At 39.4% G+C, this 13,660-nt stretch carries 11 protein-coding genes; 2 read left to right on the plus strand and 9 right to left on the minus strand.

Annotated elements, in window-relative coordinates; translation table 11 throughout:
* Window positions 1–26: 26 nt before the first annotated feature.
* Entirely contained in the window at window positions 27–1,523 is a 1,497-nt protein-coding gene (locus H6G96_RS05800) for a glycosyl hydrolase family 57 (RefSeq protein ID WP_190910554.1), read from the minus strand.
* A 76-nt stretch (window positions 1,524–1,599) separates the two neighbouring features.
* Between H6G96_RS05800 and H6G96_RS05805 the strand changes: the two genes are divergently transcribed.
* On the plus strand, window positions 1,600–2,187 hold the full coding sequence (locus H6G96_RS05805; RefSeq protein WP_190910555.1) for a hypothetical protein: 588 nt from the start codon (window positions 1,600–1,602) through the stop codon (window positions 2,185–2,187).
* 54 nt (window positions 2,188–2,241) lie between these two features.
* On the opposite strand, the gene H6G96_RS05810 is transcribed toward H6G96_RS05805, so the two are convergent.
* The 7 genes from H6G96_RS05810 to H6G96_RS05835 form a co-directional block, all read right to left on the minus strand.
* Window positions 2,242–3,069: an SDR family NAD(P)-dependent oxidoreductase gene (locus H6G96_RS05810; protein WP_190910556.1), complete on the minus strand. Its 828-nt coding sequence runs from the start codon at window positions 3,067–3,069 to the stop codon at window positions 2,242–2,244.
* Between the two features lie 885 nt (window positions 3,070–3,954).
* The gene (locus H6G96_RS05815; RefSeq protein ID WP_190910557.1) at window positions 3,955–6,099 is read right to left on the minus strand and encodes a peptidase domain-containing ABC transporter; all 2,145 of its coding nucleotides are present in this window, start codon (window positions 6,097–6,099) and stop codon (window positions 3,955–3,957) included.
* A gap of 222 nt (window positions 6,100–6,321) precedes the next feature.
* A complete protein-coding gene (locus tag H6G96_RS05820) occupies window positions 6,322–6,570 on the minus strand; it encodes a hypothetical protein (protein ID WP_190910558.1) in 249 nt (82 codons plus the stop codon).
* A gap of 308 nt (window positions 6,571–6,878) precedes the next feature.
* Window positions 6,879–7,007, minus strand: coding sequence for a hypothetical protein (locus H6G96_RS42285; RefSeq protein ID WP_277932895.1), 129 nt, complete (start codon window positions 7,005–7,007; stop codon window positions 6,879–6,881).
* 198 nt (window positions 7,008–7,205) lie between these two features.
* Window positions 7,206–7,454, minus strand: coding sequence for a hypothetical protein (locus H6G96_RS05825; protein ID WP_190910559.1), 249 nt, complete (start codon window positions 7,452–7,454; stop codon window positions 7,206–7,208).
* 307 nt (window positions 7,455–7,761) lie between these two features.
* Window positions 7,762–8,010, minus strand: a complete 249-nt coding sequence (locus tag H6G96_RS05830) for a hypothetical protein (RefSeq protein ID WP_190910560.1) — start codon at window positions 8,008–8,010, stop codon at window positions 7,762–7,764.
* A gap of 308 nt (window positions 8,011–8,318) precedes the next feature.
* Window positions 8,319–8,567 (minus strand): hypothetical protein, encoded by a 249-nt coding sequence (locus H6G96_RS05835; protein WP_190910561.1) that lies wholly within the window; start codon window positions 8,565–8,567, stop codon window positions 8,319–8,321.
* A gap of 954 nt (window positions 8,568–9,521) precedes the next feature.
* Between H6G96_RS05835 and H6G96_RS05840 the strand changes: the two genes are divergently transcribed.
* Window positions 9,522–10,856: an HlyD family efflux transporter periplasmic adaptor subunit gene (locus tag H6G96_RS05840; RefSeq protein ID WP_190910562.1), complete on the plus strand. Its 1,335-nt coding sequence runs from the start codon at window positions 9,522–9,524 to the stop codon at window positions 10,854–10,856.
* Between the two features lie 1,071 nt (window positions 10,857–11,927).
* On the opposite strand, the gene H6G96_RS05845 is transcribed toward H6G96_RS05840, so the two are convergent.
* Window positions 11,928–13,637 (minus strand): alpha/beta hydrolase, encoded by a 1,710-nt coding sequence (locus H6G96_RS05845; protein WP_190910563.1) that lies wholly within the window; start codon window positions 13,635–13,637, stop codon window positions 11,928–11,930.
* Between the last annotated feature and the right edge of the window lie 23 nt (window positions 13,638–13,660).

Here is a 13,660-nt window from a genome sequence, read left to right on the forward strand (position 1 = left end):
TATTTATACCCGTTCCAGCTCACAGTTCAATTTATCTGCAATAAATTTTCGCCACGTTGATAAATTTCCCGTGCATAGTCAGTCCAAGCGCCTTGTCCCCAATAACGAAAACAACTGGTTTGCAGCAAAAGATTATGTAAAAGAACGTTACGGTAATGAGATTGTCTGGTAACAGGTTCTCCTGAATCAATTTGCTGTAATGGATCAAATTTTTGATGAAATAAACTGCTTAATCGATACATGGGAGATAACACATTTTCATATCCTTTTACCCAACTGATATGATTTGTCCAGGAAGCTCCATCTAAATGAAAATTAGAGTTTATTTGCTTTAATTCTTGAATGGCATTCTCTACAGCTTCCGGTTGACAATTGTCTGGTGAAACTCGCTCCCAAATCTGATGTTGTCCCACTGGCTGACAAGTTGGATAGTCTTCTGGGTTGTATCCGGCAGCTTCGATTAATTCTAAATATTCTGTACCGCCCATCCCGACAACACCTGATTTTCCTCCCCCGTTATTGACCATATCCCACCAAGCTTGTTTAAAAGCGTTAGGAAATTCATTCATCATCACGCCGCCATTTTCACCATCTCCAATTTGGCTAACTATTGGTGGTATAAAAACATTACCAATTTGCTGTTTGGATAAGGTTTTGGCTTCATAATAAGGCTGCATTTGTGCAACTAATTTAGTATCCGAACCTTGGGTTTTAATTAAGGCTGTGATGCTAATTGTTTCGCCTTGAGAATTGCGGGCAACTAGACGATGTGGTAAATGTTTGTGGGTAAGAGATTTACCGCTCATTGTTTCTACAGAATGCTCTTGAACAAGTAACCAGCGATATCCGCATTCTTTCAGCGCTTTCACAAATTCAAAAAGAGCATCAGGGTGATTTGGTAGGTGCATCTCTGGAGGCGAAAATCCCTTGACTCGCGCTAGTGCTTCCCAGCCAAAAATTGCCGCAAAGTGATGTTGCCATGCAATGATATGCAATTTGATATCTGCTATGGGTGTAGAAGGAATAACTGCATGGCCCCACATTGTACCCAGCCATTCTACATAAGGTTGGTAGGTGCGATCGCAAGTAATCCGTTTGAGATTATCGAGAACATCATCGCGTCCCATTTGCCGCAGTCCCCACAGAAGATTACCTGAGTAATCCAACATCACACGGGGATTGCAACCTTGACTGACAAGTTCGGGGATCAAGTCTCCCATGCGGCTATAACAATGGGCAAAAGGATCTGCATTGTGGTTATCCCCTTCATGAGGATGTTCAAACATATATTGCAGATTGCTGATGAGTGTACCACCATTTCCAGCAGGTATAGTTGGCTGGTGCATGTGTAAGGCGATCGCAAACACAGCATTGACATCTTTTAAGCGAATATTTGTTGTTGGTAAAAATACTGGTTGATTGTGGTTAACTACAGAGAGAACCTCTGTTTCCCAACCAGAAATATTTGGCAAGCCATCAATAATTTCGGGTAAATTACTAAGAGTTGTGGGGAAGGACAGCATTTCTGGTAGCTCCAATATGAGTTATATCGAGAAAATTACGTTTGTATTTAATAAGACTTGACTCAACATATATACAATGAATACCCCAAGTCACGCTATTCTCAATTTGGTGATTTTCAATCAACAACTGCGAACTCAGGCAAGTGCGGCAATTGTCATCGGCGCAGTCTTACCAGATATTCCCATCTTTGTGTTCTACTTCTTAATGAAGTTTGTTTACCATCTGCCAACACGCCAGATTTGGTCAGAAGTCTATTATCAACCTTTTTGGCAAGCTATTGTCAGTACGTTTCATTCGATTCCACTGGCATTGCTTGGAATATTGATTGCCCATATCTGGAGTTGGCAGTTGATTGAAATTGGCTTCGTCAGTATGGTGTTACATTCTCTTTTAGATTTACCAGTTCATAACAATGACGCTCACCGACACTTTTTTCCTTTCAGTAATTACCGTTTTATCAGCCCTGTTTCTTATTGGGACTCAAATCATTATGGCGCAATCGCAGCTTTGGTAGAAATCCTGTTAGTTCTAGGGGCAACTATTTATCTATTTCCTTCCACACGAACCTACTGGGGTAAAGGACTGCTGATTACGGTCAACCTGTTTTATTTGATCGGGTATTTCCGTTTTTACCTTTTAGCTAAAGGCAATCAACCCCAGTAGGGTAGGTGATGCGCTAAAAAATCTAGAATTTACGCGCAGACACACCATAAATCATCAAAAATTCAGTTTCGGCATTAGCTTTTTCAGTTTTTGACTCGGCTGTTGTTTTGTTGATGCTGGCGGAGTTGCTATTCGTAAAATTAGTTCTAGCAACCAAGGAACAAAGCGTTGACACCATACAGCTAAATGACTTTGCCATCCGACTAAAATTTCTGGTGAATCATTTTGCATTCCGGTGACGAGTGCTTTAGCCACTTGCTGGGGAGTCATGGGGATCACCCAGCGAAATAATTTTAAGTCGCGCACCATATCTGTGTCTGTGAGGGAAGGTAGTAATGCAATGACTCGGATATTGTAATCAGCTAGTTCCTGGCGCAAGGCTTGGGTAAATCCTAAGATGGCAAACTTGGTAGCAGAATAAGTCGCCATCGTCGGTGCAGCCACCTTCCCCATTAGACTTGATACATTGACGATTGTTCCCTGCTTTTGGCTGGCCATGCGTCTAGCTATCAGACTAGTGAGGTTGTACATTCCTAACAAGTTCACGGAAATTTCTTCTTGAACTTGCGGCATTTTAAATTGCAAAAACGAGCTTTGGTATGCGACTCCTGCACAATTAACCAGTAGGTGAATCTGTCCGTAATTGCGCCACAGTTGGGCAACAGCGATATTTACTTCAATTGTCTGCGTCAAATCTAAGGGTACGATCGCAGTTTCTGTTCCTATCGCCTCGATTTCGTTAGCTACCTCAACTAACTTTTGGCGATCGCGTGCTACCAATATCAGTCGCTTTATACCTTGTTGCGCTAGTTCGAGGGCGATCGCTCGTCCAATCCCACGCGAAGCCCCTGTAATTAAGGCAACTTTACCTTGAATCTCCATTGGTTTTATCCTCCAAAATTTAAGTCTTACCAAACTCTTCGTTATTGCCGATACACACAATCAAGAGCTACTCACTTGTCGGCACAAGGTAAGACAAATAATCAATTGCAATTTAAATCAAACTGAAACTAAGCCTTTAGCAACGAGATATTTCTTGGTTAATCTGCAATCCCTCATAATTGTCTATACGAGGCAGAAATTTATCGTTTTTAAGCTGTTAAAGCCTAACACACTTGGCTGAATGTATATAGCTCATAGATTTTACTTCTCCTAGATCCGAGCGCTCATCAGCATCGTTGTCATACACACGTTAGCAATTAAATCAAGCTATTGCAATATTCTTTAATAAGTATTTCTTAATACTTCTTAACTACAAGTATATATATGGAAAATATTTTATTAAATAAGTTTTTATGAATACCTCAGTACAAATATCTTACTTCCCTGACAATTAAGCACTCTTTCGAGAAATTGTAATATCTCAGTCATAGTTAAGAAACAAAAAAGACATATAGGTTTTGGTCTATTGTTGCAACACCTCATTTATTAAGCTAGTTCACATAACTACGTCAGTATATTTACTTAAGTAGTTAAAATAAAGGTTTTTGATTTCTATTTTTTAAAGAATAGAAGAAAGAGAGTTGAATTATTGTTTTTAATGTAAATTAGAACAGTATATTTCTTTACCAAACCTTTATAAAAAATGTTAACTTGTTTGGCTTTAGCTTTGAGTTTATCAAAGGAATGCTTGAGACTTGCTTAGTGTATAGCAAACTTAAATCATTTATGAACAACAAGAACCCCGATTTTTTAGAAAAATCGGGGTTCTAAAGCTTTCAATTTTGACAAATCAAATAAGGCTGGCCTAGTTAAAACTGTGAGCAATTAAGGGTTTAAAAAGTCTAAATGCTTTCCTGGCTGGACACGCAAATCTTCTACTGTCCCCTGAATTTCTAACTTGCCTTGATTAAGAAAAACAATCCAATCAGCACGGTTAATTACTCTAGGACGGTGGCTAATCAGGATCGTGGTTTGACCTTTGCGGTGGGACAACAATTGATCTAAAACTTGAGCTTCACTAACTGGATCGAGTCCAGCAGTTGATTCGTCTAAAATTAGGACTGGTGGATCGTTAACAATAGCTCTTGCTAAAGCCAGTCTTTGGCGTTGTCCACCAGAAATATTTGACCCAAATTCACCTAATACAGTTTGATATTTTTCAGGTAGTCTACTAATAAAATCATCTGCCTCAGCAATTTGGCAAGCCTTGACAATTTGATCGAAGGTGAGGTGAGGAGAACCTAAGCGGAAGTTTTCAATAATTGTGCGACTCCAAAAATGAGCGTCTTGAGGAACGAGAACAACTTGTTGCCGCAAACAATCAAGAGCTAGGTCTTGCATATTGTACATTCCAAAGCGAATATTGCCAGAATTAGGTGCATATAATCCGGCTATCAGTTTCGCAAGAGAACTTTTTCCACAGCCAGATGTACCAATTAAGGCAACAACTTTACCACCAGGAATTGTCAGGGAAAAATCTTCCAGTAGCTCTAGTCTGCCAGCGTAGTGAAAGTTTAGCTTTGTGCAAATAATATCAGCATCACTGGGAATTTTAGCAAAGGGTTTGTTGCTATCGCTTGGAGCTTCAGGCGTGGAATCGATAACTTCTGTTAAACGTTCCGTGGCAGTTTTAGCACGCATGAATTCATCTATAAATCCAATCACAGTACCGATTAATGCCAAAAAATTCCCATTCATCCCGTTAAATGCCAGCAGTTGACCGATGCTGAGTTCCTTACCAATAACTAGGACGCTGCCGAAACCAATCAAAGTAACGCTGCCGATAGCATAAACTAACCCAGAAAAGGTGCTGTTAATAATTCCAATCTGAATTGTGCGAAATGTTATGTTTGAGAGCCGACCAAATCTGTTCTGAAATTCTTCCCAAAATTGAGGAGCAGCAGTAGTACTTTTGAGTGTCAGCGCTCCTTTAAAGCTTTCTACAAGAACGCCCTGGTTTTCCGCGTCTAAGACCAACATACTTCTAATTTTTTGTTGAAGTGTAGGCAAGAAAACCACCGTAGATGAACTCATGACAATAGCAACAACGACGGCAACAAAGGTGAGTTTCCAGCTATAGAACACCATGAAACCCAAAGAAATCAGTCCGATAAACAATTGGCTAGGCAGACTGATAACTGCTTGAGCAACTAGCTGATTAATTTGTTGAATATCTTGTAATCTGCTAACAATCTCGCCACTGCGACGTGATTCATAGTAAGCCAGAGGCAACCGCAGGATTGACCTAGCAAATTCCAGAATTAGCCCTAACTCAAGCCGTTGGGCAAAATTGGCAATCAGGTTAGATTGAACTAGTTGTAGACTACTTGACACCAAATTCATCACTACAACAGCTATAATCACACCAGCAAGAAGCTGGATATCACCTCTAACTAGTACATCATCCGTTAGAATTTGAAGCAGGAAAGGAGACGTTAATGAAAGCAGACCGATAACTATAGCGCAGAGAAAAGCCTCGAATATTATGCCTCCATAAGGCAATGCACGCCGCGCAAAGCGCCAAATACCGTTGACTTTGTCATCCGGTTGAGCATAAAAGCGAACCGAATCTGGCTCTAGTAACAGCATGACTTGATCTGACCAAGCCTCTATTAATTCTTTTCTAGAGACATAACGGATGTTAAAAGCTGGGTCAGCAATTACATATTTTTTGCCTTTCTGACCATACAAAACAACCCAATGGTAGCCTTTCCAGTGGATGATTGCTGGCAGTGGCGCTTGGTTCATTCGGTCTAATATTTCTGTTGATGCCCTGACCGAACGTGCATTAAAACCAAGTGCCTCGGCTCCCCGTCTCAATCCCAACAATGTTGTTCCAAGTTGGCCAGTCCCTACCGCTTCCCGGATGCGATTTAGTGTAAAGTTACGGCGATAATGTTTGGCAACGGAAGCAAGACAAGCAGCTCCACAATCTTCTTCACTATGTTGTGTAACAACTTGGTATTTCATTTCACACTCCAGTACCCAATAGCATCGTAAAAAAACTTAAAAAAATAGCAGGGTTTCGTCCCTGCGTGGTTAATAATTTGACCAACAGTTTAATTTTACTAAGTAACTAAGCAAAAAAATCAAACTATGTTATGTAATGTAAAATTAATTAAATTACCTTGTAGTAAGCGGCTCCAGCCGCTTACTACAAAACTTCAATTATTCACGCCCGCTTACTTATCACTACCAATGAAATTTTAGTAGGGAGGACAGGTCTATTCCCAGGCTCTTTAATATTCCTGACGCTGAAGTTTTTCCTTTGGTAGTTTTCGTTTTCACAACTTTTTTAATTTGTTTATTTGCTCCCTTCTTATCAATTATGACTTGACTACTATAAGAATAAGAAACAACGTTGCTTTCACCACCACACAGGGTTACTTCTTGATCTTCAGTCAGGGAGATAAACATTGGGAAGATTTGAGTGCTTTTCATGATTCTAATTAACCTCAGATGTTAATTACAAGTTTTCAAGTTGATATAAAGGTGCATTAAATGAAACATAACCAGAGGTAGCACCTACCAAAATGGCCATATCTTTTCCGCTATTTTTTGCAAACTAATAAATTTTGATCTATATTCCTCTTTAATCACTCTCGGATGAGAAAAATTAGGGCTATATGCCGAAAGTCAGATATAGCTAGGGATTAAATACTTGTATATTGATAGAAACCCCAAAACTAAGGGAAATCAACAGAACCCTAAATATAAAAGGGTTTAAAATTTTCCTCTGCCGAGAGTGATTAAACATGGATATGAGCGATTTCTGAAATAAGAGCGTTTAGTTCCCTACTTGACTGCTCACCTTGAGCAGTATCTTTAGCAGCAAAAGCATTAAGTAAGTCCATCAACAGTTGCCTATTAGGAACCATTGATAGACTTTATTAACTTTGTTCAACAAAAGTATGCGGTAGGAATAAACGTAATGCTAGAATAACTGCAATAAGCAACAAAGCTAATGTCTTGTCAGAAGGCAAACTACCCTGTTGGAGCAGGTTATTTTGTTTAAGACACTTTATCTCAGCAAAGACACGGTTAATCGTGTCTTTACGTTTATTCTTTCCCTTTTACTAACCAGCAATAACATTAGTAATGTTACTGGTATTTTTTTGTTCTATCTTGTCTACATCACCGACGTCAGCAATAGCATTTGTTTGTGAAACTGTGTTTTTAATTATGTTCAGGTTCAAATCTAAGTACTTGGATGCAGAGTCCTTGTACTTTTTAACCTTGTGTTCCTTCTTGCCCTTCTTATCAGTACCACCAGACAAACTAGCTTCTTCGGTAACGGTTAATGTGGTGAACAATGTGCTTTCCATAATCTTAGTTCTCGCTTGATTGTTGAGGTTAAAATCGCGTCGCTTCAAAGTAATAAATATAAACATTTAAAGAGTATATTTAATTACTTTTTTGTTTCGCTAAAAGTATTATGCGACTCTTTCTCGAAAGGTCAACAAAAGTATGCGGTAGAAATAAACGTAATGCCAGGATAACTGCGATAAGCAACAAAGCTAATGTCTTGTCAGAAGGCAAACTACCCTGTTGGAGCAGGTTATTTTGTTTAAGACACTTTATCTCAGCAAAGACACGGTTAATCGTGTCTTTACGTTTATTCTTTCCCTTTTACTAACCAGCAATAACATTAGTAATGTTACTGGTATTTTTTTGTTCTATCTTGCCTACATCACCGAGATCAACAGCAACATTTGTTTGTGTAACTGCGTTTGTAATTATGTTCAGGTTCAAATCTAAGTACTTGGATGCGGAGTCCTTGTACTTTTTAACCTTGTGTTCCTTCTTAGCCTTTTTATCAGTACCACCAGACAAACTAGCTTCTTCGGTAACGGTTAATGCGGTGAACAATGTGCTTTCCATAATCTTAGTTCTCGCTTGATTGTTGAAGGTGAAAGTAACGTCACTTCAAAGTAATAAATATAAACATTTAAAGAGTATATTTAATTACTTTTTTGTTCCGCTAAAAATATTATACGACTCTTGCTCGAAAGGTCAACAAAAGTATGCGGTAGAAATAAACGTAATGCCAGAATAACTGCGATAAGCAACAAAGATAATGTCTTGCCAGAAGGCAAACTACCCTGTTGGAGCAGGTTATTTTGTTTAAGACACTTTATCTCAGTAAAGAAACGGTTAATCGTGTCTTTACGTTTATTCTTTCCCTTTTACTAACCAGCAATAACATTAGTAATGTTACTGGTATTTTTTTGTTCTATCTTGTCTACATCACCGAGATCAACAGCAACATTTGTTTGTGTAACTGCGTTTGTAATTATGTTCAGGTTCAAATCTAAGTACTTGGATGCGGAGTCCTTGTACTTTTTAACCTTGTGTTCCTTCTTAGCCTTCTTAACAGTACCACCAGACAAACTAGCTTCTTCGGTAACGGTTAATGCGGTGAACAATGTGCTTTCCATAATTTTAGTTCTCGCTTGATTGTTGAGGTTAAAATCGCGTCGCTTCAAAGTAATAGATATAAACATTTAAAGAGTATATTTGATTACTTTTTTGTTCCGCTAAAAGTATTATACGACTCTTGCTCTAAAGGTCAAGCATTTATTTTTTTAATAAATATGTATTACACCTTTTCAAAAAAGATACTACATAGTTCTTCTTTATACAAATTTAATTAGAAAAATTTCAATTATCCAAAAATAGCAAATACCGTCAATATTCATATTCATATAAATATGGCGGACTAAATGATGTATTTTTTCCGAGAATACATAAGTTAAACATATTCAGCATTAATGCTGAGGAAATAACGTAAATACAGGCAGTTAAACATAAAATTAGTAAAATTAATATATTTTTTATACAAGATACTTTTAAGTAGTCGATAAAACTCACAACTGGGGTTCTGCATCTCTTGCTAAGTATATTTACATAGATATGCTTTACGTTAAGTTTTTATATACAAAGCTAAAATAAATTTGTATAAATTATTTTAATATCTAACAGTGTAAACTTACTTAATCTTTGATAAATGAGAAATAGCTTTGAAAAACTTGTAAGCATTATACCATTTTTTTGAAAATAAATAAAGGAAAGATAAAATTTTAGATAAATCTTATAAAGATTTGATATTCATACTAAAACGCCTAATTGTTATTTAAACTTAGCTGTATAGAAACCTTGTATTTACATACTAACTATATACTGGTAAGGGACTTATCAGTAATAAAAGCAAAAGCTGTCGCTTTCGCCCTGAAAGGCAAAAGCGCCAAAATCATAAGATTTTTACAAAAAATATTATTGAAACCGAAGAGAGGTTTTATTTCTTGTATCTACCTAAATCTTTATCGTCGCGCTAACGGTAGGTAAGTTTTTTTGCTAGATTATTTACGTAAACAAAATGCTTTTTAACGTTTATGCTCATTGACCCACAGCCAGACTTTCTCCGCCTAGTCGAAAAAGACGAATATCTTCCCTCAGTCAGTATATGGACAAGGTTGGGAGGGATATTTTTAATTGGAAGTGTTGGCGCTGCCTTTAGCCTTGCTAGTGTCTTTCAATACAACGTAATAGTAAAAGCTAATGCTACCGTCCGCCCAACCGGAGAAATCCGGTTAGTGCAAGCAACAGCAGAGGGAACAGTCATAAATATCAAAGTAAAAGAAAATCAAGTTGTGAAAAAAGGAGATACGATCGCCCTCATCGACAACTCCCAATTACAAAGTAGAAGAGAAGAAATACTCGGAAATATTCGACAAAATGAGTTACAAAGAGCGCAGTTTACTGCACAATTAAAAGCTCTAGAAACTCAAATCACTGCTGAATCTAATGCAATGCGACAGGCGATCACATCTGCAAAAGCAGACCTTAGTCGTAACCAACGGGACTATAAAGACAGGGGAATTACAACTCAGACAGAAGTGCAAGAAGCAGAAGCGGCTGCTGAATTAGCTAGGGAGGAAATGAACCGATATCAGCAGCTAGGAAATACAGGAGCGATCGCTATTCTCCAAATTAAAGAAAAAGAACAAGCTTTAAAAGCTGCACTTGCCAGATTGGAACGTACTAAAGCTGGACTCAATCCCAGTAATGCTAATGTGGCGATCGCCCAAGAACGCATTTCCCAAGAAGTAACAAGAGGTGAATCTACTCTAGCGGCATTGAACAAAGAAAGACAGGAACTCATCAGGCGTCAAATAGAGATTCAAAACCAAATTAGTAGCGCTCAACAAGAACTTAAACGAGTGTTCACGGAATTACAAAAAACTGTAATTCGTACCTCAGAGGCAGGTACTATCCTCAAACTGGAGTTGAGAAATGCTGGACAAGTTGTCCGTCCTGGGGATGCGATCGCTCAAATTGCTCCCAAAAATGCCCCTTTAGTAATCAAAGCCCGTGTTCCCTCTTCAGATATTAGTAAAGTGCAGGTGTGTAAAGTTCCAGAAGTAACAAAATGCTCAGAAGGGGAAGTACAAATGCGGCTTTCTGCTTATCCGTACCCAGATTATGGCATTCTCAAAGGTGCTGTTAGAGGCATAAGCGCTGATGCTATTACATCTCAAGGGAACAGTAACATTCCAATTGCGCCTTACTATGAGGTGACAATTGAAGCAGAAAGAAATCATTTAACAAGGGGCGATAAATCCTATTCTATTCAAGCAGGGATGGACGTTACAGCTGAAATCATTTCCAAAAAAGAAACCTTACTAACATTTATTCTGAGAAAAGCAAGGCTGCTAACAGATTTGTAGGCTCCTTACTATATTCCACGCCATTGAGAACTACCACAACAATTACTAAATTCCAAATTCACCCATTGTTCGCGCAGCGTCTCGTAGAGAAGAGAGTTACATAAGGGGATTTAAAACCCAACTGTAGCCTACTTCTCGCAGCCTAATTGAGCAGATTTGGCTGATTCTTTTTCAATTAATGCAAACACTTTTTTCATATTGAACTTTCACCTACAATCATTGTCAAACTAATGCCTGTTTCCTTCACCTTGGGCGCGCAAGTTTTATGCAGAGCCAACTAATTCTTTAGCGGATGTTTGAAAAGTCATCTTGTCGGCATCAAAACCTCTAAATACCTCTAAATCCACTTTAGAAAGGGGGACTGTGATTCCGGTTCCCCCTTTAAAAAGCTGTAGGGGGGATCTAAAATTGCCTAAAATCACAGTGAAACACTTTTCAAACATCCTCTGACAGAAGTCCATAAAATCCTCCCTGATAGTTGGACAGCACTGTGTCTGTTGAGTTATCAGTTGGATCTCTAAATTTTATGCAGACCCAACTAATTCTTTACAAAAGTTCACAAACTGCGTTATAACCAACGTTTTCTCGTTATGCGTGGTCAGAGTTTTGTTTTGGTTGCTTGGGCCTGCTGGTAAAACTTCGGCTCCCAACTCTTGGAGAGGCTGCGTCCAAAGGGTAGCTATGCCGCAGGCTTTACGATTACGCTCAGGGCAAGACGCTCAGTGACCACCTGCCTCCCTTCCCTTAAAGCGTACTCCTTTGGGGAAGCAAGCTACACGTAGCGTCCCGCAGGGATGGAATATTTTTTTATCAAAAAAGCTTCATGTTCAAAACCTCGCCCGCAAGTGGCGCGTTCGCGGTAGCGTTTGCACGAGAAAAAATCCTTGTATCTCAAGGTAGGTAAAAACCCCACCCCTAGTATCGGGCTGAGTTTAATTGCGTTAGCGCAGGGTAAAGCCTTCTCTACGAGAGGCTGCGCCCTAAGCGTAGCTATGCCGCAGGCTTTACGGCATGGCTACGCTTAGAGCGACGTAGGAGCGTCATTGCGAAAAAGCGAATTGCGAATTGGATTTATCTGGAAGCCCCAAACCTCTTACGGATGGTAGGGGTAGAGGGAGGTTGAAAATTTAATGGTTTGACTGACTGGACAGTTGATCTATTCCGAATTTGATTGAACTGATCTGCCGACAACGACTGCAAAAGACTAAGATTAAGTGGCTCTTGACTAATATATGTGGCGTAGGATGGCTGTAAATAGGAACGGTATTCAGGGCGGTTGAGGAGATGAGTTTCCAAAAAAGCTACGCTGAGGGCGTTGAGATAGGAATAAACAGGAGTACGATCAGGGCCTAACAAGGCAGCTGGCACAGGTAAAACATTATTTTCAGAAGTAGGTTCTGCGATCGCTGAAAAGTGGGTGGCATTTTCGATCAAAGCTAGGTACTTATTAGATGCAGAAAGCCAGGTAAAGGGGCGAATCTGCTCAAATACAGGTGGGGCGAAAATATCTTGACTAGCTCCTACCAACATTACAGGTACTTTAATTTGACTAATTCCGTCTTCACCCAGGATTGAACTGTTAATCGGATTAATCGCCATAATGGCCTTGATGCGATCGTCTTTGAGTTGGTAAATTGTCGGGGATAACTCAATTGCTTGGCACTGCAAAAAGAGCGACAAATTAAAGGATGAAGTAATAGGATCACAGTCTTGGCGCAGTTGGTTAAAGTTAATATTTGCTCCTGCTAGAGCCAACACAGTATAACCGCCAAAAGAATGGCCGATTGCCCCAACTTGCTGAAAATTGAGTTTTCCTTGGAGGGTAGGATCAAGTTTTTCCAGTCGCTGGAGTTCATTGAGTAGATACTTAATATCCAAAGGTCGGTTGATAAATTCCGTTGGTTGTGGCGGCCCTGCTAAACCCGAAAAGTATTGTTGAATGCGTTCGGCATTACTACCAGGGTGTTCCAGTACAGCAACAGCAAAACCATAGGATGCTAGATGTTCAGCTAGATAAACAAAGGGAGAGCGGTCTGAGGCGAGGCCATGAGAAATGACAATAAGAGGAAAGGGAGGGGACAGAGAGTTTTGAGTTTCAGGTAAATAAATATCTACTGGTAAACGGCGATTGCGAAGAAAGTCATTTAGCTCCAGGTTTTTTTTCTGCCAGCGGAATTTACCAGGCGATCGCAAATCTAGCTTTTGTGAGAAGTCAACGGTTGAATTAGCTGCTTGAGCGATCGCTTCTTTTTGAAGAGAGGCAACAACTTCATCCCTTCTTCTGAGCAATTGTGACAAGTCATCAACTATTCTTAACCCCTCTGTGAAATTCACCCGCATAGTATTGCTAGGAAATTTCCGCAGCAAATTCACAACTGTTAAACCTTCTTGATCAACAGCAGCCAAAATCAAAGAGGCACGTATGGCATAGAAGCCGTTCTGTCGAGACTCAGTGAGGAGTAATTCTCCTAGCTGTTGCATCACTTGTTCGCCTATAGGTGAGTAGGTAACCTGAGACACCAAAGTAGGAGTGACATTGAACCTTTGCTGGAGCAGATCCCGCAGTTGAGCGAGTTGTTGTGGGGTAGCACGACTAGCATAAAATGAAAAATTTTGATCGATTTTGCCTTCTCTAGCAAAAGTTTCCAGCGAATCCACAGACAAGGAGAACTCCCCGAAGGGAGGATAATAAAAGCTAATGCGTTCAGCTCCCAATCCAGGAGTTGCAGTCAGAAACGTAGATAGCAAACCTAAACCCAGGTATCTCAAAAATTTTTTCATTAGAAAAATCCACTATCTAACCC

This window comes from Nostoc sp. FACHB-892 (genome assembly GCF_014698795.1).
Classification (GTDB): domain Bacteria; phylum Cyanobacteriota; class Cyanobacteriia; order Cyanobacteriales; family Nostocaceae; genus Nostoc.

Bases quoted from the DNA above. Each gene is read 5' to 3' on its own strand.
- H6G96_RS05830 (WP_190910560.1), bottom strand. From the start codon at position 8,010: ATGGAAAGCACATTGTTCACCGCATTAACCGTTACCGAAGAAGCTAGT.
- H6G96_RS05835 (WP_190910561.1), bottom strand. From the start codon at position 8,567: ATGGAAAGCACATTGTTCACCGCATTAACCGTTACCGAAGAAGCTAGT.
- H6G96_RS05800 (WP_190910554.1), bottom strand. From the start codon at position 1,523: ATGCTGTCCTTCCCCACAACTCTTAGTAATTTACCCGAAATTATTGAT.
- H6G96_RS05825 (WP_190910559.1), bottom strand. From the start codon at position 7,454: ATGGAAAGCACATTGTTCACCACATTAACCGTTACCGAAGAAGCTAGT.
- H6G96_RS42285 (WP_277932895.1), bottom strand. From the start codon at position 7,007: ATGGTTCCTAATAGGCAACTGTTGATGGACTTACTTAATGCTTTTGCT.
- H6G96_RS05840 (WP_190910562.1), top strand. From the start codon at position 9,522: ATGCTCATTGACCCACAGCCAGACTTTCTCCGCCTAGTCGAAAAAGAC.
- H6G96_RS05820 (WP_190910558.1), bottom strand. From the start codon at position 6,570: ATGAAAAGCACTCAAATCTTCCCAATGTTTATCTCCCTGACTGAAGAT.
- H6G96_RS05810 (WP_190910556.1), bottom strand. From the start codon at position 3,069: ATGGAGATTCAAGGTAAAGTTGCCTTAATTACAGGGGCTTCGCGTGGG.
- H6G96_RS05815 (WP_190910557.1), bottom strand. From the start codon at position 6,099: ATGAAATACCAAGTTGTTACACAACATAGTGAAGAAGATTGTGGAGCT.
- H6G96_RS05845 (WP_190910563.1), bottom strand. From the start codon at position 13,637: ATGAAAAAATTTTTGAGATACCTGGGTTTAGGTTTGCTATCTACGTTT.
- H6G96_RS05805 (WP_190910555.1), top strand. From the start codon at position 1,600: ATGAATACCCCAAGTCACGCTATTCTCAATTTGGTGATTTTCAATCAA.